At 39.7% G+C, this 22,918-nt stretch carries 16 protein-coding genes and 2 pseudogenes; 6 read left to right on the forward strand and 12 right to left on the reverse strand.

Features of this window, described 5'->3' with window-relative positions:
* Window positions 1–63: 63 nt before the first annotated feature.
* The 9 genes from GQR39_RS10725 to GQR39_RS10765 form a co-directional block, all read right to left on the reverse strand.
* Complete coding sequence (locus tag GQR39_RS10725) at window positions 64–2,724, reverse strand: glycoside hydrolase family 16 protein (protein ID WP_165735595.1); 2,661 nt, start codon at window positions 2,722–2,724, stop codon at window positions 64–66.
* Between the two features lie 420 nt (window positions 2,725–3,144).
* Window positions 3,145–3,936: a sterol desaturase family protein gene (locus GQR39_RS10730; RefSeq protein ID WP_101164217.1), complete on the reverse strand. Its 792-nt coding sequence runs from the start codon at window positions 3,934–3,936 to the stop codon at window positions 3,145–3,147.
* Window positions 3,929–4,609, reverse strand: coding sequence for a CDP-alcohol phosphatidyltransferase family protein (locus GQR39_RS10735; protein ID WP_165735596.1), 681 nt, complete (start codon window positions 4,607–4,609; stop codon window positions 3,929–3,931). The genes GQR39_RS10730 and GQR39_RS10735 overlap by 8 nt, the downstream gene beginning before the upstream one ends.
* A gap of 32 nt (window positions 4,610–4,641) precedes the next feature.
* Window positions 4,642–5,280: an ATP-binding cassette domain-containing protein gene (locus GQR39_RS10740; protein ID WP_002960109.1), complete on the reverse strand. Its 639-nt coding sequence runs from the start codon at window positions 5,278–5,280 to the stop codon at window positions 4,642–4,644.
* A 70-nt stretch (window positions 5,281–5,350) separates the two neighbouring features.
* On the reverse strand, window positions 5,351–7,105 hold the full coding sequence (locus GQR39_RS10745; protein WP_165735597.1) for an ABC transporter permease subunit: 1,755 nt from the start codon (window positions 7,103–7,105) through the stop codon (window positions 5,351–5,353).
* Complete coding sequence (locus tag GQR39_RS10750; RefSeq protein WP_165735598.1) at window positions 7,102–8,436, reverse strand: ABC transporter substrate-binding protein; 1,335 nt, start codon at window positions 8,434–8,436, stop codon at window positions 7,102–7,104. Before GQR39_RS10750 ends, GQR39_RS10745 begins: the two co-directional genes overlap by 4 nt.
* Window positions 8,423–9,241, reverse strand: a complete 819-nt coding sequence (locus tag GQR39_RS10755; RefSeq protein ID WP_165735599.1) for a DUF547 domain-containing protein — start codon at window positions 9,239–9,241, stop codon at window positions 8,423–8,425. The genes GQR39_RS10750 and GQR39_RS10755 overlap by 14 nt, the downstream gene beginning before the upstream one ends.
* Before the next feature lie 2 nt (window positions 9,242–9,243).
* Window positions 9,244–11,397: a bifunctional TVP38/TMEM64 family protein/FAD-dependent oxidoreductase gene (locus GQR39_RS10760; RefSeq protein WP_165735600.1), complete on the reverse strand. Its 2,154-nt coding sequence runs from the start codon at window positions 11,395–11,397 to the stop codon at window positions 9,244–9,246.
* A gap of 10 nt (window positions 11,398–11,407) precedes the next feature.
* Window positions 11,408–13,768 (reverse strand): TonB-dependent receptor, encoded by a 2,361-nt coding sequence (locus GQR39_RS10765; protein WP_165735601.1) that lies wholly within the window; start codon window positions 13,766–13,768, stop codon window positions 11,408–11,410.
* Window positions 13,769–14,115: 347 nt separating this feature from the next.
* Between GQR39_RS10765 and GQR39_RS10770 the strand changes: the two genes are divergently transcribed.
* The 3 genes and pseudogenes from GQR39_RS10770 to GQR39_RS10775 all read left to right on the forward strand — a co-directional run.
* Window positions 14,116–14,529 carry a hypothetical protein gene (locus GQR39_RS10770; RefSeq protein WP_007581772.1) on the forward strand — a complete coding sequence of 138 codons (414 nt, stop codon included), beginning with the start codon at window positions 14,116–14,118 and terminating at the stop codon, window positions 14,527–14,529.
* A gap of 287 nt (window positions 14,530–14,816) precedes the next feature.
* Window positions 14,817–15,041, forward strand: a pseudogene (locus tag GQR39_RS20420) (cation-transporting P-type ATPase); the annotation flags it as partial.
* Window positions 15,042–15,165: 124 nt separating this feature from the next.
* A pseudogene (locus GQR39_RS10775) lies at window positions 15,166–17,286 on the forward strand (hypothetical protein); the annotation flags it as partial.
* A gap of 120 nt (window positions 17,287–17,406) precedes the next feature.
* On the opposite strand, the gene GQR39_RS10780 reads toward GQR39_RS10775, so the two are convergent.
* On the reverse strand, window positions 17,407–17,832 hold the full coding sequence (locus GQR39_RS10780; protein ID WP_007581776.1) for a hemerythrin domain-containing protein: 426 nt from the start codon (window positions 17,830–17,832) through the stop codon (window positions 17,407–17,409).
* A 348-nt stretch (window positions 17,833–18,180) separates the two neighbouring features.
* Here GQR39_RS10780 and GQR39_RS10785 point away from each other — a divergent pair, with 348 nt between their 5' ends.
* Genes GQR39_RS10785 through GQR39_RS10795 form a run of 3 tightly spaced genes read left to right on the forward strand, consistent with a single transcriptional unit; the run spans window position 18,181 to window position 18,998 of the window.
* The gene (locus GQR39_RS10785; RefSeq protein WP_165735602.1) at window positions 18,181–18,438 is read left to right on the forward strand and encodes a hypothetical protein; all 258 of its coding nucleotides are present in this window, start codon (window positions 18,181–18,183) and stop codon (window positions 18,436–18,438) included.
* Between the two features lie 55 nt (window positions 18,439–18,493).
* Window positions 18,494–18,751, forward strand: a complete 258-nt coding sequence (locus GQR39_RS10790) for a hypothetical protein (protein WP_165728968.1) — start codon at window positions 18,494–18,496, stop codon at window positions 18,749–18,751.
* Window positions 18,752–18,779: 28 nt separating this feature from the next.
* Window positions 18,780–18,998: a DUF6500 family protein gene (locus tag GQR39_RS10795; protein ID WP_024591904.1), complete on the forward strand. Its 219-nt coding sequence runs from the start codon at window positions 18,780–18,782 to the stop codon at window positions 18,996–18,998.
* 36 nt (window positions 18,999–19,034) lie between these two features.
* Here GQR39_RS10795 and GQR39_RS10800 read toward each other — a convergent pair whose 3' ends face one another.
* Window positions 19,035–20,954 (reverse strand): GGDEF domain-containing protein, encoded by a 1,920-nt coding sequence (locus tag GQR39_RS10800; protein WP_165735603.1) that lies wholly within the window; start codon window positions 20,952–20,954, stop codon window positions 19,035–19,037.
* A 177-nt stretch (window positions 20,955–21,131) separates the two neighbouring features.
* The gene (locus tag GQR39_RS10805; protein ID WP_165735604.1) at window positions 21,132–22,787 is read right to left on the reverse strand and encodes an RluA family pseudouridine synthase; all 1,656 of its coding nucleotides are present in this window, start codon (window positions 22,785–22,787) and stop codon (window positions 21,132–21,134) included.
* Window positions 22,788–22,918: the final 131 nt, after the last annotated feature.

The raw sequence follows: 22,918 nt of genomic DNA on the forward strand, positions 1-22,918 counted from the left end.
TAGCTCTGCTTTATAAAATGTTGTTGTGTAGCAATAGGCGCTAAGCGCCCATTGGTGTGTGTTTTATGGATTTGCAATAATCACGTTATCTATACGGTAAAGCGCGCCATCGCCCATGTCCCAGCTAGGAAAAACCATAATTACGTTTAATGCGCTAATGTCTAAGCCTGCATCAAACAATTGCTGAAGAGGGAAGGTGTATGTTTGCCATTCGCCCGTTACAGGTGCTTGGCCTTCAACACTGCTTGATAAAGCAAGCTCTACTGCGCTTGATGTACCAATTGATTCAATTTTAAATAGCCACTGAGCATCAATATTTGAAGGCGCAGAGACTAGTTTCATATCAAATTGAACTACACCATTTTCAAGTATTGCAGAGGCATCAAACGATACGTCTTCATCAGCTATAAAGCCCATTACTGTAGCAGTAGAACCAATGCTAAATTGCGCTACTGCGCCATGCGCGTCATCATCGGTTTCTGTTGTTGGTGTAGAGCCACCACAACAATCCCAAATACTCCATTGCTCGGCCGCTGCATCTTTAAATACAGTAAGCTCACCCGTTGCAGCTGGCGCTGCATTTGGATTATAAATCTTAACGTTATCTACACGGTAAACAGAGCCTTCACCTGCACCCCACGCTGGGAAAATCATTAGTACATCTATAGTACTTACATCTAAGCCAGCAGCTGCAAGATCAGACAGCTTAAACGTATATGTTTGCCACTCGCCAGTAACTGGCGCTACGCCTTCAACACTTGCCGTTAATTCAAGCTCTACTGCAGAGTCACCTTCGTTTGACTCAACTTTAAACAACCACGGTGTAGTTGGGTCACTCGGTGCAGACGTTACTTTTAAATCAAATTGAATAACGCCTTCATCTAAAATGCTACTAGCATCAAACGATTCACCTGCGCCGCCTGACGATGTGCGGCTATTAAAGCCCATTACAGTAGGCTCTGCACCAATGCTAAATTCTGCGGTTAAACCATGCTCTTCATCATCCATAGCTTCAACAGGCGTTGAGCCACCACAACAATCCCACATTGGCCATGCTAGGTTTTGCTCATCAGTAAAAATAGTAAGCTCAGGTGATACGCCTAAGTTATCTTGAGTAATCTCAACATCGTCAATTAAATAAACAGCGCCTTCACCTGCGCCCCATGCTGGAAACACCATGATCACATCAATTGCACTAATATCTAAATTTGCAGCATCTAGATCTTTTAATAAAAATGTATAAGTTTGCCATTGGCCAACAACAGGACTTACGCCTTCAATGCTATCTGTAATCGGCATTTCTAATGCGCTAGAACCTTCATTACTTTCAAGTTTTACAAGCCAAGCTGCATCAGCAGTGCCTGGTGCATTTGTTACTTTCATTTTAAAACGAACGTAACCTTCATCCAGCATTGGAGATGCATCAAACGGGCTGGCTTTTCCTGCTTCGTCAGTAATAAAAATCTCACGGCTAATAAAGCCCATTACAGTGGGTTCTGCACCTACTACAAATTCAACTACATTACCTTGGGTTTCATCTGCAACAATAGCGGGAGTAGATCCTCCACAACAATCCCATGCAGGCCAATTTGGATTAAATGACTCACCAAAAATAGTCAGTGGTGTTGCAATGCCTGTCGAAGGTGGGCTAGGAATTGGTGCATCGCCTTCAAGCAAAGCATCGTCTAGGCTATTGTAACCCGGGCGAATAGTTTCACAGCCTTTACCTGTTTCAGGGTTTGATGCACATTGATAAACGCGTACGTAATCAATAGCAAAGGTTTGGCCGTTTTCAAATGCGCTAGCATCTACACCTAAATCATTTACGTTTTCAGGCCAGTCACCGCCTACTGCTAGGTTTAGCAATAAGTGAAAATCTTTATCAAATGGTGCGCTATCCCAGTGAGTTTCAAGCTCGCCAGAACCTTGCTCAAAATATTCTGCAAACCAGCCACGGTGTTTTAGACCTACAGCCTCGTCACTTGCATTAGTACGAACTTCTGATTGACGCTGAGTTGCATAAAGGTAACCGTCTACGTACCAGCGAATTTCACCTTCTTGCCATTCAACAGCATACGTGTGGAAATCATCTGCCGGGTTAGTATTTTCAGGGAATTTAAATTCTTTGCCCGTAGAGCTGTTATCTGGCCACGCGCGTCCGTAATGAAGTGTGCCGTGGATGCTTGACTCTATTCCACCGTCTTCATCCGGTGTTTTAAGATTTACTGATTCTAAAACATCTATTTCGCCAGAACGAGGCCAAGTGCCGTAAACTTCATCTGTTGGCAGCATCCAAAATGCTGGCCAGCTACCTTGTCCTGATGGAAGTTTGGCGCGCACTTCAAAGCGACCATACGTAAAGTCAGCGTTGTAACGCGTATTTAAGCGCGCTGAAGTGTAAGGTTTTTCTGCACCTTCTTCAGCGGGTAGGGCAACAATGTTTAACACACCGTCTGCAATAAATGCATTTTGCTCGCTGTCGGTGTAACACTGTTTCTCGTTGTTACCACCGCCATTGCAGTTTAATTCATAGTTCCATTTGTTTGTATCAATGGCTGAGCCTTCAAACTCGTCGCTCCAAACCATTTGCCAATCTGATACTGGTTCAGAGGCATCTACATTTTCAAAATTTGATTTAGTGGCAGAGTCGCCACCACAGCCAGCTAACGTAACTAAAGAGATAGCGGCAAGTAAACGTGTAATGTGCGTTGTTTCAATGTTCATAACTGAACCCCGGTTTCAACAGATTATTGTCAGATTAATTGTTTTTTGAGCTTTGTTTTTTCGTGCTGTAAGCGCTTACATTTTGATATGTGTTTTGTAAGCGCTTACAAATGATATTGTGGAGTACGCAAATGGTCAACATATTTGTTTATTTTATTTACAATTAGTTTACGGTAAGACCAGTTTACCAATTTGAGACTGTACATAAATTGCATTTTATACAAATGGTTACGTTGTTTGTGTTTTTTGATGGGAGCAAGAACGGAATATTTTTTACGTCAAAAAGTAGGAAAGGACTTAACAATTAAAAGGTTAGTGACAGGTATATTTATAGTATTTAAAGAGTATTTTGTTTATACCAATCTACATAAAAGTAATTTTAAGTGGATTGGTATTGTATGAGATAAAATATGCTTGTTTTTACTTGTTTTTAAAAGGCATTGAAAGTAATCCCCAAAGCGAGGCATTTTGCTTTTGGCTTGGGTATTCTTTTAAGCCAATATTTATATCTGCGTCGGCTTTTTTTGCTTTATCTTTGTAGCTACCAAATAATTTATCCCACCAAATTACACTAAAACCATAGTTTGAGTTAGTTTCGCTAACCACTTGGCTATGGTGAATTCGATGCAATATTTGCGTCATTAATATTAAACGCAGTGGTTTTTCAATGGCATTAGGTAGGCGTATATTTGCATGATTAAATAATGCTAAACCATTAAGTGCTATTTCAAATATAAGTACCGCAATGGCAGGTACGCCAAGAGCAGTTACTGCAATGAGTTTTATAAGTATGCTCAGCACAATTTCGATAGGGTGAAAGCGCAAGCCAGTACTTGTATCTACATGTGCATCGGCGTGGTGTACACGGTGCAAACGCCATAAAATAGGCACTTGATGAAATAATCTATGCTGCCAATAAATTAATATATCGAGTAAAAGTATGCTCAATATAATAATTAAACTGCTTGGTAGGGCTATTTGATTAAATAAGCCAATGCCGTGCTCTTGAGTGTAAAGTGCAACAGCGGTTAACCCAATAGGGACCACTAAGCGCGCAATAACTGATGAAGCAAACACTAACCCAAAATTAGCAAACCAACGTGTACTGCTTTTAATAGGTGCTTGGCGAGCAGGCTTTTGCCATTCAAGCAGCATCATTATAATTAAAATGCTAAAAAAGCAGCCGAGTCGCCACCATACTTCATTAGTCATTTATTACCTCTGAATTTGCACTGCTAAGCGAGTCTTCAGCTGCTTTGTTAGCATCGGCTTCTTGTTGCTTAAGCGTGTGATAACCGCCATGTATACGGGTAAAAATAGTTATGCCACACGCAATAGCAAAAATGCTCGCCATAACTGCAAAGTGCTGCGGCCAAATACAAAATGCAATAAATAGCGCTATTGTTTCAGTGCCTTCGGTTAAGCCGTTTAAGTAGTAAAAACTTTTGTATTTAAATTGCGGTTTTTCGAGTTTAAATTTTTCGGCGGCAATCGCAAAAGCTAAAAAGCTTGAGCCCGTACCAATAAAAGTGGCAAGTAATAACGATCCCGCTATCGCGTTTTGCTCAGGGTTTGCCAAAATAAAGCCAAGCGGAATAGCCGCGTAAAATAAAAAGTCGAGTGTGATATCTAAAAAGCCACCCGCGCTTGAACTTTGGTTTGCATAGCGTGCTAATGCGCCATCAAGTCCATCTAAAATTCGATTTAAAGCAATGGCAACTAATGCGCCGTACCACATTTCAAACGCCAGTAATGGCACGGCTAATAAGCCAACTAAAAAGCCTACAACAGTGAGCTGATCGGCGGTTATGCCGCGTTTATGCATAAGCATAACCACAGGTGTTAAAAGTGGCTTAATTACAGGGGTGATAAATTTGTCTAGCATGTTTGTTACCTTATGCGTATTAAAGCCACGAATTAAAGTGCGCTATTTAAAGTAATGAGTTTGCCATTTGCAGCGTCGGCGTCGCTATGGTCATGAGTTACCATAATTGCAGGTAGCTTATGATCGCGTATTTGGCTAAACACGAGTTCGCGTGTATCAACACGCAATTGGGTGTCGAGTTTGCTAAAGGGTTCGTCGAGTAAAATGGCTTTAGGTTCGCTCAGCAGCATACGTAATAATGCAACACGGGCTTGTTGCCCGCCCGATAAGTTATCGGGGTGACGATTGCCCATATCTTTAAGACCTACTTGCTCAAGTGCATGTTCTATTTTTTCAAGACGTTGTTTTTTATTACCTTTGGGCATTGCAAAGGCAATGTTACCAGCAACAGTTAAATGCGAAAACAATAAAGCGTCTTGATAAAGCACTCCAATATGGCGCAAGTGTGGAGGGGTGTTATCGATATTTTGACCATTAAGCCACACCTCACCATTGGCCTTAAAGCTACTTGGTAAAGTACCCGTAAGCCAATTTAATAAGCTTGATTTCCCACTGCCTGATGGGCCCATAATAGTCAGAATTTCACCGCCATTAACTTGCTCGTTTAAGCTAAGTAACAGCTCATTTTGGCGATAAAGCTGACAATTTTTAATTTGTAACGATGACTGCATTAAAAACCTTAACCCTGATAGTGTTAAACATGGGTGCTTTAAATATGTGCACTTTTAAACTTGCGTACTTTTAAACACGTGCACTTTTGAAATAATATTTAGGTAAACCCCATGCCAGTATAAATCCAATAAGTGGCAACGCCATTTGCATAATAGCGTACACGGCACTGGTGCGTCTGCTTGCGCCATTGGCAAGCGTAACAGCTTCGGTTGTTATTGTGGCTATGCGCCCGCCGCCAGCTAAAAGCGTGGGGAGGTATTGTCCAAAACTAATTGCTAAGCCCAGTGCGGCTGCAATTAAAATAGGGGCAAACAACTGAGGTAGTTTTACTTTAAAAAACACCTTGCATGGCGCTGCGCCTAGGCTTGCTGCAACATGAGCAAAACGAGGATCTAAGCGCCTATAACTGCTCGCAAGTGACAAAAACACGTAAGGCAACACAAACAGTAAATGCGTAAGTACCACATTAAAAAATGCGGCTTGGTTATTTACCAATTGTTGTATCCATACTAGCCCAAACAAAAAGGCAATACTGGGTACTAATAACGGTAAGTAAATAATTAAACTGGTAAAGCGAGAAATAGGTTTGTCATTCAACTGCTCTGATTCTAAACACAGTAAAGTAAGAATAATGGCAAATAGTGTGGTTACTAAACCGATTGCTAGCGTATTAAAAAGCGGGCTGCCCATTTGCATTAGCGCACTTTTAAAATGCAGTAGTGTAAATTGCTCAGGCATTGCATCTGGAAAACGCCAAAAACCTGCAACCGACCACATAACTAAACCAATAAGCGACAATAGTATAAAGCTAATTACTAATGCGGTGAGTACGACCGTTATTTTTTGCCAATAAAATCCGCCGTATTCGCGCACTCCATTAGTGAGGGAGTCGCTAAATAGCACTTTTACGGCCTTTTCTGCGCCAAGCCAAAGGGCTAATAACCCACCTGTAACAGCCAGTTGTAATAAAGCGCCCGCTGAGGCTTTAATGCGCAGGTTTAAATCAACATCGTTAAACCAATGCATTATTGCAACGGCTAACGTGGGTGGTGTATTTGGGCCTAAAATGAGTGGCATTTCTACACTTGCGCTTGCATAGGCAAGCACTGCTAAAAGGGGTAAGCGCAGCAGCGGATAAAGACTTGGCAGTATTACTTTAAAAAAGGCGGTCATTGGGCAATAACCCAAGTTAAGCGCAACCTTATGTTGCTGGCGTAATTTTTTGCCAAGCTCAGGTTGAGCAAGTACGCCCAGTGCCATTAATAATAAAAAGGGAAGCTCTTTTAGTGTTAAGCCTAAAATAATACTAATACCGAACGAATCATGCGGAAACATGCCGTTTGGCGCAAGTTCCCAGCCGCTTAACCAAGGCGACGCTAAGCGTGAAATCATACCTGAAGGGGCAATTAAAAACCCTACTGCAATAGCCGCGGCGGCATGAGGTATCACTAATATAGGGCTCAATAAACGCTGAATTCGGTTAAGCCACGGGCTATTAAAAAACGCAGCTAAAATCATTAAGGTAATGATAAATGCAAGCAGAGTACTTATTAAGCCCGTTGCAACGCTTAAGGTAACCATTTGAGTAAGGCCAGGTGTTTGCCAAAGGGCATTAAAACCTTGCAAGCTAAACGTTGTTTGCTCAAGTACGGGCGCATAACCAAAGGCAGGCAGCAATACGCTAATTAAGCCACCAAGTACGGGTAGTATAAGTAAAGTGAGTAAAAATCGCGGGCTAAATTTTACAATGCGCGTAAACATATCGGTGCTGCACTGCGTTGTTGCTTTGGTATTTACTGGTACACTTTTTGAAATAACGCTCATTGGCTTACTCCATAACGGGTTTGCCAACCTTGCATAATGGCGTTTACCCAGCTTGGATGAGGTTCGCTCAATGTGCGTTTAATACTGTTTAAAGGCAGTGCACTTGGATGCGGTTTAGCTGTTTTAAATAAGGCTTGTTGTTCAGGCGTTAACGTTGATTGAATAAGTACGCTTTTATCGCCCCATATATGCGCTTTTTGCTTTTCAGCTTGCGCTTCAGGGCTGAGTAAAAAATTAGCCACTAATTGCGCACTTTGCTGGTGGCTTGCATTGTAAGGGATTGCCACAAAATGGGTATTACTTAAACTGCCATCACTCATTGCATAGCTGCGAATGCTGTTTGGTAAATCATAGCGTTTTACAGCTGCGGGTACTTCAGGTGCTGAAAAAGTAAAGGCTAAACTCAGCTCTGTATCGTCCACAAGGCGGCGCATTTGAGCACCACTTTGCATAAAATGAGTGCCACCACGCCAAAGCGTTGGGTGTAGTTTATCTAAAAAGTCCCACAGTGGGTTTAACACTTGTGTTGTATTTTTAGTTGTAGCTGGTTGGTTTAGCTGCGCTTTAATATTTTCGCTGCTTTGCTGATGCAGTACAACTAAGGCGTATTTTAAAAAGCTCATACCTAAAAAGTCAGGCGGCTTTGGGTAACTAAAGCGACCAGGGTTTTGCGCGCTCCAGTTTAATAATTTGTTTAATGTCGTCGGCAATTTATTGTTTGCCTTACCATTTATTGCAATGCTGTCGTAATAAAATGTAAGTGACGCTTGCCCCCATGGAGCCTCCATACCATTGGTAGGTAAACCAAAGTCAAAGGTTACAGCAGGGTTGTTAGCCGGATCGGTTAATGCAAAGTAGGGGAGTTTATTAGCCCATTGCTTTAAAAGCAAAGAGTGCTCACTCATGGTGGCAAAGTTAGCCCCGTTGATCCACATTAAATCTACGCTGCCTTGGTTGTTATTGTTTGCTGATTTTTCGGCAAGTACACGGCTTACTGCTTCGCTGGTATCGCTTAATTTTACATGCACTAGGTTAATGTTGTACTTAGTTTTAACTTGCTGCGCTGCCCATTGAATATAAGCATTTATTTGCGCGTCGCCGCCCCATGCATAAAAGTATACATCTTGATTGCGACCAAGTGTTTGAACTTGTTGCCAGCGAGATCCCTGTTGTGTGTTAATTACTAAATTACTTTTACTATTTGAGTTAATAACGGGATTAGCAAATGCAGTGCTCGAAAAAACAGCTAAATTTGCAATTGCACAAACGCAAAACGCGACACAGCAAAAGCTGTATCGCGCCTGTGTTTGCCAAAACTTAATGGCGAACATTTAAATCCCAGTTGTAGTCTAAAAATTTAACTTTCATGTCATCATTTTTAAGTGCTTTTTGCTGAGCGGGTATCAGTTTAAGTGCATCGCTGTATTGCAAGAAAAACTGCTGTAGCGTGTTTGCACCTCTAAAGCCTTTTTCAAAGTCATCGCCGTACCACTTAAATATTGAAGACACGCTTAGCGTATTTTCTTGAGCCATATTACGTGTCATATCTGATAAAAAGCGCACCGTTTGCTCTTGCAATTGGCTTTCTAAATCAGTGGCTGTATACGCTTCTTCTCGAAGCGCTGGGCAACCAATACTTGCGCAATTTACCGCAAAGTGAATGCGTGGGTCGTTGTATTTACCACTGCCACGTATTAAACCATGCTCTATATCATCAAGGCTGCGAGTTTTGCCAAGTAATGGCACAAACTCTTTACTCCATGGTGAGCTAAAAAAGCTCCCTAAGTCTTTAATTGACTTAATATCAGGGTACTTAGTTAAAATAAGTTCAACAGTCCACGCATTATAAGCATTGATTAAAAAAGCGAGTTGCTTAGGCTTTTCCCATGCGTCAAATTCGCTTTGCGTTACAGCCGTTAACGAATCTAGATACGTTTTTAGCTGTGCATGCTCACGTTTTATGGCAGCGTAATCAACCTCAGTACTGTGATTATGGTTAATAGCGACAACATGCTTATTTAACAATGCATTCCAGCTATCGTGTATGTTTTGGGCTTGGGCCGAAAATGACGTTGTAAACGATGTTACAACTAAAGCCGAACCAAGTAGTAATGCTTTTAGAGGTGTTTTAAACATAATTAACCTCTACGCCAAGTATGGTATTTTTCAAGCAAGTTAAGCACTTTTTCAGGTGCATGAGCGCGTTTCCACTCGCCTGCTGCGTACTTATTACCTTCAGCCCAAGTAGGGTAGCTGTGTATAGTACCGAGTATTTTATTAAGGCCTAAGCCGTGTTTCATTGCCAGTACAAACTCAGCAATCAAATCGCCAGCGTGTTCAGATACCACGGTAACACCGAGTATTTTGTCTTTGCCTTTGGGTGTAATCACTTTAATAAAGCCTTTTGTAGCGCTGTCGGTAATTGCACGGTCTAGCTCTTCAAATTCAAAGCGAGTAATTTCGTAATCTATGCCTTTGTCTTTTGCGTCTTGCTCGTTTAAGCCAACACGTGCAACTTCTGGGTCAATAAACGTAGTCCACGGAATAACACGGTAATCTACTTTAAACTTTTTAAGGTTACCAAATAAGCCATTTACCGCTGCGTACCAACCTTGATGGGCTGCAACATGTGTAAACTGGTATGGACCTACAATATCGCCTGCTGCAAAAATATTTGGGTATAGCGTTTCCAAGTATTCGTTAGTTACAACAGTACGGTTTGTTTCTATGCCTAGCTCTTCAAGGCCATAACCTTTAAGGCGCGCACTTCTACCAACGGCACATAATAGCTCGTCATATTCAATATCTATTTCTTTGTCGTCATGCTTAACAACAATATATTTTTTACCATCGCGCGTTTCACAGCGAAGTGCTTGGTGCGATGTTAAAATATTAACGCCACTTTCGGTTAACGCTTCGTGAGCAAAAGTAGACACTTCAAGGTCTTCTTTGATCATGATGCGTTCGCTCATTTCAATTTGTGTAACACTTGAACCTAAACGTGCAAAGCTTTGTGCTAATTCGCTACCAATTGGACCGCCACCTAGTACTACAAGTTTTTTAGGTGCCTCATCCAGCTCTGCAAATTTATTCCACAATGTATCGCTTGTTACATAGCCTGTTTCTTCAATACCAGGTAGTGGCGGTACAAATGGGCGTGCGCCAGTGGCAATCACAATAGTACGAGCGGTGAGTGTTTGCGTGCCACCGTCGTTAAGTTTAATTTCTACAGTCCACGGGTCTATTAATTTACCGTAACCTTTTACTACATCTACGCCTAGGTCGGTGTAGCGCTCAACACTGTCGTGTGGTGCTACATCGGCAATAACTTTATGTACACGTGCCATTACTTTTTTGAACGAAAACTGCGGTGTTGCGTTTTCTAGGCCGTAGTTTTCACCGTGGCGAATTTGCTCTGCAATTTTAGCGCTTTTAATAACTGCTTTACTTGGAACACAACCATAGTTTAAACAGTCGCCGCCCATTTCGCCCGCTTCAATAAGGGTTACTTTTGCTTTAACAGCAGCAGCAATATAACTTGTTACCAAACCACCTGCGCCTGCACCAATAACAATCATGTTACGGTCGAATTTTTTAGGCTTAGTGTAGTTTTTGTATACGCGACGTTTTTTAAACACGTTTAAGATTCCTTTAGCAATGAATGGGAAAATGCCCAATAAAGCGAATGATAAGATTAAGTTGAATGATAAAATTCCAGATAAGCTATCTATTTGAGCCAGTTGCGTACCTGCGTTAACAAATACAAATGTACCGGCTAGCATACCTGCTTGGCTGACCCAGTAATAAGTCCATGACTTTATTGAGGTAACACCCATTAGTAAATTGATTAAAAAGAACGGAAACACCGGCACTAAACGAAGAGTAAATAAGTAAAATCCACCTTCTTTTTCAACGCCTGCATCAATTGCGGCTAAGCGTTCAGGAAAACGTTGTTTAATAGTGTCGCGTAGTAAGTAACGCGATACTAAAAAGGCAAGTGTTGCGCCAATAGTTGAGGCAAAAGATGCAACTAATAAACCCTCTACCAAGCCAAATAATGCACCTGCGGCAAGTGTTAAAATAGCGGCGCCTGGTAAAGAGAGAGCAGTTACAACTACGTATAGTAAAAAGAACCCACCAATAACCAACAACGGTGACTGCTCTTTGTAATCGCTAAACTGATCCATTGACCCTTTTAAACCATCAAGCGTAAGTAGTTGGTGTAAGTCAAAATGAAAGAACAGGCCGACGGCGGCCGCTGCAATCAATAATAAAAATATTTTTTTAATCATGTTCTCTCTCTTAAAAACTATGCGTAAGGGTTAACTTGGCGTTAATTGGCAACTCAGGAAAAGCTAAAGTTGCACCAAAGTAACCGCCTTCAAATACTGGGCGCCAGTTTTTTTGATTCGTTACGTTGTTCACATCTAATCGTAACTTGGTACTAGGCGTAAAAGCATAGCTAGTATTTACGTTTAGTGTGTACTGATCACGAATTTTTACTGTCGCCAAAAAGTCTAATGGGTAACTCTTTGTATATAGACCTGAAAAACCCGTTTGCCATTTCGAATTAATTGAATAATTTCCGTTAAAGCTGAACGATTGCTCAGGGATACCCTGTACACGGGTGTTTGAAGGTGCAAAAGCGGTAAAGCTAGGTGCGCCAACACTGGTACCTTCAATAATATCTGGACGTGAGTTGTCAAATGCATCGGCTACTTGAGCTGAATCTTGGCTACTTGCAGAATTATCGTAGCGAGCATCAATATAGCTGTAGCCAGCACTTAGCCAATAAGGGTAAGCATCATAAAATACTTGGCTTTCAAAGCCGGTAGTACGAATGCCGGTATTACTACCATCGCGATTACGTAAACTACGACGTTGGCTGAATACTGCTCCATCGGCGTACCAATCACTGTCGGTTGGTGCGTATTTTAAACCAAATTCAACTAAAGTATTTTCGGTTGAAAAGTTTTGCGCGCTAATCGTGTTGTCGCCACCAAGAGACGTGCCACCAGCCATGCTATTTGATGTGGCTTCGTTGTAACTTGCTGCACCATAAGTGGTGTAATCACCGTTTAATCGGTAGTTAAAGCTTATTTGCCCAGAATGTAGCTTATCGTTAATGCTATCGCGAGCTGCAATTTCACCCTCTGGTGCTATTGGGTCGTGCGCGTCTACATCATAAAAATCAATGCGGTAGCCAACACTTGTATGAAACTTATCTGTCCAATCAGAATCTTGCTGAATAGCAAAACCTGTTTGCCATGAACGCGAATCAGTAGTGTCTGATAAGTTAAAGTCGCCACTGCCGTCATTATTAATATCATATTGACCACCAGGGGATACAAATACACCTGGGCTAATTTCAATTAAACGCGCTTGTTGTACATCAGTTAAAGGAATGCGGCGGTTTGAAAGTGGGCCAGTTAAATCAATAGGTAAATCGGCTTCTGTTGTAAATTGGCTGTAGCCTAATACGCGGTTATAACGCACATCAAATGCAAAAATTGTTTGCTGGTCGCTATTCCAAAGATAGGTAAGCTCGGTACGGTTTTGCGCGGTATCGGCACCATCTATAATTTCAACAAAGCTATTTTGTGCAATTTCTTCGCGTTGTAAGTGCTGAAAATACGTAATGTTTTTTATTGATGCATTGTTTGAAAGTTCACGCTTATAAATGCTGTGTAGTAAATAAGTAGTGGCTTCGTTTTGATTATCAGGATCGGTAAGTACTGTACTGCGATCTATTTTTACTTGCCCAGTTGGTGAGATTATTGAACCTGCTGCCGGTACTGTACTGCCATTTGCTTGCACGCCTTGGCCGGTAATATAAAGGCCATTATCTATTAGCGCTTGAGTAGGGCGGTTAATACCTGCGTTATCGGTAAATTCAACTTGGTATAACTCAAAGTTAATATCCCAGCTGCTCTTGTCATCGGGTAATACGCGTAATGATGCAAATAAGCTGTCGCTTTTAGTTCCCGAAAAATCGTAGTAACTGCCGTTATCAATATGTTCAGCGCTTACTCTAAAACCTACTTTGTCTTTTACAATGGGTGCACTGTAATCCACTAAAACACTGTACTGATCCCATCGACCTGCAGATACAGTTGCTTTGCCTTTACTTTCGTCAGTTGATGCTTTTTTAGAATGTAAGTTTACAAAACCACCGTTGCGTTGGCTTGAGCCAAATAATACCGGCGGCGCGCCTTTTACTACATCTATTTGTTCTATAGAGTTGAACGATAATGGCACACCAAAGCCATTATTACCTGCTTGACGACGTGTACCATCTTGAAAAAGCTCACCCAGCTGCCCGCGAATAGTAGGTAAACTTGGTGCGCCAAAACCACTGGCTGAATAGGTATTAGGGCTTACTGCGAGTACGTCTTGTAGGCTCGTAATATTAAGTTGTTCTATTAATTCGCTTGAAATAGGCGTTACAGAGCGGGCTATATCTTGTAGTGCTAAATTATCACCAAAAGGCCCATCAACTGTTGCATCCTTAACCGAAAGCCCTTGAGATTTAATAACTTGGCCTGCCACTTCAATACGCTCTATTGTGCCACCTTTTGTTATTTTTGATTCTTCGGCTGCAAAAGCATTAAGTGGTGTATTTAATATTGTGGCTAGGGAAAGTGCTAAATATGCGTGTTTCAAACGTTTTCTCTCTACGGTTAAAATGTTGTTGGCGATAAAGACCGAAGGCTATAAAAATAACTTTCAGTTAAATTGTGTTTCTTTTTGTTTTTTAGAACATAAGCCTAAGCAAGTATTTTAAAGTAGTACTTAAGTGCTTTAATTTAATGTTTTATGTAAATAACTGCTTTTTAACATATTTTTAAGCATAGTACACTTTTATAAAGCGTGTGCGGCACTGTTTAAGTTTTATCAAAAAAACTTAAAATAGGTCATCAACAAAAATAATTACTATTTTTTGAAATAAAAAATAACTTATACGGTCTAGGTTACTTCAACGTTTATTAATATTCATTTAAGGAAATTTTATGACAGGTTCAATGAGTTCTGATGTGCAAAACCGTTTGCAATGGTCACTTTTATCTTTGCGTTTAGGCGTATTTATTGTAATGGTTATGTGGACGTTCGATAAATTCGTAAACCCTGGTCATAGCGCACGTATTTTTGAACATTTTTACGGTATTAGTGGCTCATCTGACATAGTTGCTTATGTTATCGGTGCTCTACAACTTGTATTAGTATTGGCATTTTTAGCGGGTATTAAAAAGCGCATAACTTACGGAATCATTTTTGTAATGCATGGCTTATCAACGCTTTCTTCTTATAACCAGTATATAGATGGCTTTAACAACTTATTATTCTTCACTGCATGGCCAATGTGGGCTGCGTGTTTTGCACTTTACTTATTACGCGACCAAGACGTAAAATTTACTGTAAAGTAATAAAACAATAGTTATACCCTTAAGGTTGTAGCTAAAAATACATTGGGCTGAGTTGCTTACTATTTCAGCCCAATGTATAGCCTTTGAGCACTTCTTCTAACAATCCAACCTCTTTGTCATCTTCTAAAAATAATCCTTTTTATATTATTTCATCCTAAATATTGCGTTAGATCAAAGTTAATATATTTGTAAGAACAATATCGACAGCTTTAGTTTATGTTAGCTATACGGTTAGTAGGTTTTAATTACCTCAAGTTATTCAACTCAATGTTGTATAGAAGGCTCGTATGGAAAAGGTTAAAATTTCGTCGGCGCATCAGTCATCAAATCGTTCAGAGAACAAGTCTTCACACAATCAAAATTGCGATGAATGGAGCAAGCTTGATTTAGTACAATTACAAGCAAAGCTAAAAACATCATCCGACGGGTTAAGCCAAGCTGATGCCACACAAAGATTGGCACAATATGGACCTAACGAACTAGTTGAAGAAAAACCAAATTTATTACTCAAGTTTTTATCTTACTTTTGGGGGCCAATACCGTGGATGATCGAGGCCGCTATTATTTTATCGGCACTTGCTAAACACTGGGCCGATTTTTTTATTATTCTTGTATTATTGCTGTCTAACGTATTGGTTGGCTTTTGGGAAGAGCATCAAGCGGGTAATGCAATTGCTGCATTAAAAGCAAAATTAGCCAACAAAGCACGCGTTCGCCGCGATACTCAATGGCAAAACTTAAGTGCCAGCGAACTTGTACCGGGTGATGTTATTAGAATGCGGATGGGCGATATAGTGCCTGCAGATGCGCGTTTGCTAAATGGTGATCCAGTAGAAGTAGATCAATCATCACTTACGGGTGAGTCGTTACCGGTTGTAAAGTCGGCGGGTGAAACTGTTTATTCGGGCTCTATTATTCGCCAAGGTGAAATAGAAGCAATAGTTTACGCAACCGGCGCGAACCGCAAGTCATTTTCAGCGTGCGGTGCTTAAAATTGGTAATTATTTAATAATGCTTGCTGCGGCTTTAGTGCTGCTTATAGTTATTGTTGCTTTGTTTCGCGATGATCCAATGATCACCACATTGCAGTTTGCACTGGTATTAACCGTTGCGGCAATACCAGTCGCAATGCCAACAGTGCTATCAGTTACTATGGCTGTAGGCGCTCGTTTATTGGCTAAAAAGCAAGTGGTTGTAACGCGTTTAGCTGCAATTGAAGAGCTAGCAGGTGTTGATATTCTGTGCTCTGATAAAACAGGCACATTGACACAAAACCTATTAACGTTAGGTGACCCGTTTTATATCGAAAACTCAATAAATAAAGGCTCTGCTGATCAAGTTATATTGTACGCGGCATTAGCATCTCGCTCAGAAAATAACGATCCGATTGACTTAGCAGTATTACAAAGTGTAAAAGCTGAGCAGCATCTAGATTCTTATCATATAGAGCATTTTCATCCATTTGATCCTGTGAGCAAACGTACTGAAGCAATCGTTAAAAATGATGATGGCAAAACATTTAAAGTGACCAAAGGTGCACCGCAGGTTATTTTAGCTTTGTCGGCTAATATTGAGGCAGTTAAAACTCAAGTTGAGGCATCAATAGATGAATTTGCAGCACGTGGGTTTCGCTCTTTAGCGGTTGCTAAAACAGACGAGCAAGGTAAATGGCAATTTATAGGTGTATTGCCGCTTTTTGATCCACCGCGTGAAGAAGCAATACAAACCATTGCCGATGCAAAAGAAATGGGTATGAGTGTTAAAATGGTCACGGGCGACCAAGTGGCCATTGCGCGCGAAACTGCAAGTAAACTGGGTTTAGGGACAAACATTCTTGATGCTAGTGGATTTGGTGCAACTGAGCATCATCAAGCCACACAGTTAGATGACTCAATCGAGAGTGCTGACGGATTCGCACAAGTATTCCCTGAGCATAAATACCATATTATTGATGTGCTTCAGCATAGAGGGCACATTGTTGGCATGACAGGAGATGGCGTAAATGATGCGCCAGCACTTAAAAAAGCTGACTGTGGCATTGCTGTATCGGGTGCTACAGATGCAGCGCGTTCAGCAGCATCAATTGTGTTAATGACCGATGGCTTGTCGGTTATTATTGATGCAGTTAAAGAAAGCCGAAAAATATTTCAACGCATGAACAGTTACGCTATTTACAGGGTTGCTGAAACACTGCGCGTACTACTCTTTATGACAATGGCGATATTAATTTTTAACTTTTATCCGTTAACAGCAGTCATGATTGTAATGCTTGCTTTACTTAACGATGCCGCCATTTTGTCTATTGCATACGACAATGTGCATTATCAAAATAAGCCCGAAACATGGAATATGCGGCTCGTTTTAGGTATTGCATCTGTGCTGGGAATTGTAGGGCCAATTGCAGCCTTTGGTTTATTTTACTTAGGGGATAAAGTATTTGAACTCGACCGTCCTCATCTTCAAACATTAATGTACTTATTACTTTCTGTAGCAGGGCATTTGACTATATTTTTAGCGCGTACCCGAGGTCCATTTTGGTCTATTAAACCGTCTGCTATATTAATGGTCGCCGTATTTGGCACGCAAGTTATAGCAACACTTATTGCTGTTTATGGTGTGTTTATGACCCCACTAGGATGGGGATGGGCACTTGCTGTGTGGGCATATGCTTTGGTGTGGTTTTTTATTAACGATGGTTTAAAGCTAGTGGCGTATCGAATTTTTGATCCGACAGAAGCACCCTTACTAGAGAAGAGTTAGCATATAGGCTTAAAAAAATGGTTATAAGCCAAGTGGCTTATAACCAATAGTACACAAGGGAGTGTATATAAGGTGGTTCAATTATTTGTGAGTAAAGTTACTCACAAATAAAAAGTATTAGTGCATTGCATCATTATACTGCTTTGCCAAGCTTTGTTTTTGCCCTTCGGTTAGTGCTTTACCCGCTAATTGAAATACTTCGTGTTCTTCTTCACTTAAATGATGATGTACTAAATGATGCAGTTTTTTAGCTGCAACTAACCATGCAGACGAGCTCATTTCGGTATCTTCAAGTTGTTCAATTAATTCATCAATTTCGTGATGTTCAGCTACGCTGTGGCGCGCTTTTTCATGAGTTAAGTCATCAAACATAAGTGGATTGTAAAAGTAACGTTCTTCAAATTTTGCGTGTTGTTCTAATTCTGTTTTTAGCTCGTCCATTAGCGTGTGGCGCTGCTCTGTGTCGCCGTGCGTTTGAATGAGCGCATCTACTAATTCTCGTTGTTTGTCATGGTCATGACGTAGTGCTTCAAAAATATTCATAACTAATCCTTTTACAATTTATTTGCTTATATCACTAATGTGCAAACTAAATGCCAAATATTAAGTTGATGTATTTTATTGCTTTTATTTTGATTTTTTATTTTTAGGCTGCTACCACTGTAAATTTTACAGTGATATGAATGCAATAATTTCAGGCTTTCACGTAGTTCAATTATAAAAGGGAGTATAAATCCCTACAGAACCTTACAGATATTTACTGGTTGTTTATTTTATTGCAGTGATAAAGTAGCAACATTATTTAGGTACAACCTATATGTATTACTCCCACATATAATACATATAGGTATAAATGCAGGTAGCACGTTAACTGAATAGGATAGTTTAAGGATGAACATAAAAAGCCCCATCGCCGCATTATTGCTGTGCGCTTTACTAAGTGCGTGTAGTACAACTTCGCGTTCTGACCCTAACTTATGCATTGAAGAGGCTGAAATGGTTGATCGAAATGGCGCTCAAACAAGCTCAGAAGTTTATAATCAATGCATTAGCGCACAAATTAAAAAGGATGAAAAAAATGACACTTTTTTTGATGCTATCGGTACGTTCTTTTTTGAATTTTTTGTAATGGTGGTAGAAAGTAAATAGGCTAACTTGCAGCTGTAATTTAAATTAAATAAGTTGCGTAAAAATAGGATTAGTTATGAAGCAATTATTGATAGCAATTCCACTTTTTTTATTACTAAGCGCTTGTGCGGCACAGCCTTACGCAGGCTCGGCAAAATGTATGGAACAAGCAGATATTGCATACGAAACCGATACACGTAAAAATGAGACATTAGATAATGAATGCAAAGCTGCAAAAGTAAATACGCCTAATAAAGAGCTTGAGAATCATGGCTTGGTTGATAGAAGCCTTTTGCAGCTAATCGTTAGCGTTTTAAATAGCGTGTTTCAGTAATACAGCATTAATATGATTAAAGGTATGTATGAGGGAAGAACTAAGAGCAAAAATAATTACCGTATGCGATAAAAAAATAGCAGTTAAAGGCGAAAATGTAGGGCTTTCTTTTTATGCATTTTTTGCTAATAAAAACGACGACCCAGAGCTACTTATGGAAGCTGCTACTTGGTGGATACACACCCATAAATTAGATCATTTTGTAAAAGCACATAAAATTAAACAAATGGTTTTAGACGGACTTTAGTCAAGTAAATGAGCCAATACTTTTAGCTGTGCTTATTTAATCAACAACGACTTGGTTTCTTCCGTTTTCTTTTGCTTTATAAAGTAATTTATCTGCATGCTTAATAAGAACATCTAGTGTGCTTTTTAAAGAGCCACTTACAGAGGCCCCTGCACTAAAGGTGATTTTTGTATCACTAGGAAAGTCTTCTATATTACTGCAATGCTTGGCGAAGCTAATGGCGAGTCGGTTAAATATATCGCGAATTATTCGTTCATCAACCGTATTTAGTGCAAATAACCATTCTTCGCCGCCGTAACGACCAAACTGATGATCATTACATAGTGTTTCTTTTGCAGCTTTTGCAAAGGCAATAAGAACTAAATCTCCAACATCGTGACCAAAATGGTCGTTAACTTTTTTAAAGTAGTCTAAGTCAACAATTGCTATCGTCATTTTACCTTCACCAAGCTTTGCTTCTGCTGCGCGCATTATTCCTCTGCGATTAGGGCAATTTGTTAGATAATCTGTTAATGAAATATCGTGATATTTTTGACGTTGTCGAGCTTGCCGATAAAATAAAAATAATGAAGCAATCACTAAAATAAATGCAATAGCAGCGCTGAGTCGCCAAATTATTTTTTGTTGATATTCTTCTTTAGCTTGTAGCTCACTAATGTCTTTTGCGTACTCTAGTTGCTGTATTTTGTCTTCTTTTTCTTTTACTTCAAACTGTATCTGTAGTGTTTTTATATTATTTTCACTGGTTGCTTCGTAGTGCTTTTTTGTATAAAGGATCTTTTGTTCAATTGCTTCAAAAGCCTCGTCAGTGTGGTTAAGGCGTCGCTTTAGCTCATAGCGTTTACTTAAAAAATCGGCTTTATAAATACTGCGGCTGAATTTATCTAATTTTAAAAACACCTCATCGTTTGCTTCATTTGCTCTCTCGAGTAAATCTTGTTTTATATATATGTCAGCTAACAAAATGAGCGATGCGAGTTGCATGTCGTAAACACCTGCAGAACGAGCAAGCTCAATGTTTTCTTTAGTTAAAGTTAAAGCTTTATCGTAGTTTGCTTGTAAGTACTCAATATTTGCAATTGAGTACTGAGCAAAGGTTAAGCCTTTTTGCATATTAACTTTTTTAAAATAGAGCAATGCTTTATCTAGGTATATTAAGGCATCTTTAGGTTTTTCTACTTCAAGCAATACATTGCCTAAGCTCCAATATGCTTTTGCAGTAAAAAGCCCATCTTGTGTTTGCTCATATGCCGCAACCGCTTTTTTTGCATAATATACGGCTTTGTCTTTTTCGTTTAGATAATTATATGCATCGGCTATTTTTCTAAAAAAGTATCCTTGAGATGCTGAATCGTCATCTTTTAATGCTAATTCTAGCCCCTCTAGTGCAACATTTAGGGTCTTTTTCAATGAATCTGTATCGGTGTAATAGTAAGCAAGTGCTCGCAAAATAATGATTTTTTCTTTAGTTGAATGCTGTTGCAAGCTCTCTTCTAATTTTGTGGCTAGCGTTTGTGCTGGAGCTGGGTTTGGCTCCCTCGCTAGAGACTTGAGTTGTGATTCGAGAAATAATAAATATACACTTTTTTGATTTGGTAACTCTTTGTTCTTTAAGTAATAGGATAAGTGTGTGTTTAACGCTTCGTATTTTTCTTGTCTAAAAAGTAACTCCGCATACAAAGCGGCCGCTTCTAGATGAAGGTTTTCCCAATTTTGCTCTTTGCTTATTTTAAACGCTTGAGTGAGTTTGTCTTCATTTTGAAGATAGTCTAATTCATTCAGTTTTATGTTGTTGATCAGGACTTGAGTCGTGTCAAAGTCTAGCGCATGTAAAGTTGCACTTAATGAGTCGCCGTTAGCTGAGGCAAGCTTACTTAAAAGTAAAAATAAAAGGAGAACAATATACTTTGCCCATAAAGTATTACCTAAAACCTTTATTTGTGTATTGTTAGTCATGTTAATCCTTTGCTGACTTATTTTTATTAGGAAATACTTTTCTACATTGCTTAATAAACTTGGGATTGAACAGTTTTTTATACTCATTATTGAAAAAATAAGACCATAAACGATATCAATTTAATTAATAAAAACCAACACATTGTATAATATAGTCGTTGTAGCTATGTGTTTTTATTAAAAATCTGCGGCTACTTCAAACTCTAATCGCTTAAGCGTAATTGGGTGAGTAAATGCTAAGTATTCTGCATGTAAATGTAATCTATCGGCTTTTTGCCCGTAATGTGTGTCGCCTATAATTGGCATGTTTAAACCTAAACTGTGCGCACAATGGACTCTTAATTGATGAGTTCGCCCTGTTTTAGGGTATAACTGTAATCGGGTAATATTGTTGTTACGCTCTAAAACCTGCCAGGTAGTAAGTGATGGCTTACCATGTTTGTAACACACCATTTGGCGCGGTTTATCATCAAAGTCGAGCACTAAGGGTAAATCAATTACTCCGCTATCCTTAGCTACGTTACCATTAACTAATGCGACATAACGTTTATCTATGGTGCGTTCAATAAACTGCTTTTGCAGTGCTTTGTGCACGCGTTTATTAAGCGCAATCATCAATAACCCAGAAGTCGACATATCTAATCTGTGTACAATTAGCGGGCCTGATGCCTCTGGAAACTGCGTTTTGATTCGCATATAAACTGAGTCATCAATATTAACGCCAGGCACAGATAAAAACTCAGCGGGCTTATTTACCACAAGTAAGTCGTCATCTTTATAAACAATATTTAAATCTTTACCCTGAGCTGGGTTGATAAGTAGCGGGTTATCTTCAACATCTAAACCCTTTAGCATGTGCCCAAGTATTGGTTGGCATTTACTGTAACAAGAAGGGTAGTAGTTTTTATGCTGCCTGATTGCTGACTTAGGTGCTGCTCCCCACCAAAACTCAGCCATAGCAAGTGGTTTTAAGCCATGCTTATAGGCGTATTGTAATAATTTAGGCGCTGCACAATCGCCAGCACCCGAAGGAGGAGTGTGTTCAGGTAATGCTGCAAATATGGCATTTAAGTCTGTAGTTTCTCCATTTGCATTTAAAAATTGGTACTGCGCAAATAATTTTTTTTGTAAGTTTTTAGAAAGTGTTTTACGGCGCTTTTTTAAATGAGCAATTTCATCAGAAATATTGATGTGTGTTTGCTGCAGTGACTCGATTATATTTTGCCAATAGGATTTAAGTGCCAGCAGTTGCTTTTTTTCTACGATGCTTTGCCCTGCAAGCTTGTTTTTTAACTGCTCAAAATCACTTTCGCTAAGCTCTAATTCGCCTTCGGTACGTTGTATTTTTCGTTGCTGACGACCGGCTTGCATTACTCCCTGTTGAGCTAATAGTGCTTGCTGGTAGCTCTGTGTTGCATCATCAAGTTTGCTATTAACTTCATGCAGTTGTTCGCTATTTTCTAATTGCTCAATTTGAGCATTAATATCGTTAATTATTTTACTTTGAGCCAAATAGCTATCGTCTTGCAGTTGCATGCTAGAAACTGGCGGCACAAAGCTAATATTACCTTTATCACCTTCAATTTGCCCCGAATAAGCACTTAAAAAGCCTAATTGTTGCTTAGCATTTTGCACCACTAAAACCCCAAACATTTTACCTGCATTTTCTGCTTTTAAATGCGTTAACGTTTCAAGTTGTTGCTGTAATTGTTTTGTGGCTGCTACAGCTAAAGGTTGCGGCTCGTAATAAAAAGGGAAAGTAAACTTTTCAGGAAGCGCGAGAGAATCAATATTTTGAGAAAATAATGTAAAGCACGAAGCAGAATTTGACATAGAAGTAAGAGAAAAGCATTCAGTAAAATAATTGAGCGCATAATAACATATTCATAGTTAAGCCACTAAAAATCTCGCACTCGCATATTCATAAACACTTTAAAGCGGACATTCATGTTTTATGTATCAGA

The organism is Pseudoalteromonas sp. C8 (genome assembly GCF_011378685.1).
Classification (GTDB): Bacteria; Pseudomonadota; Gammaproteobacteria; order Enterobacterales; family Alteromonadaceae; genus Pseudoalteromonas; species Pseudoalteromonas arctica.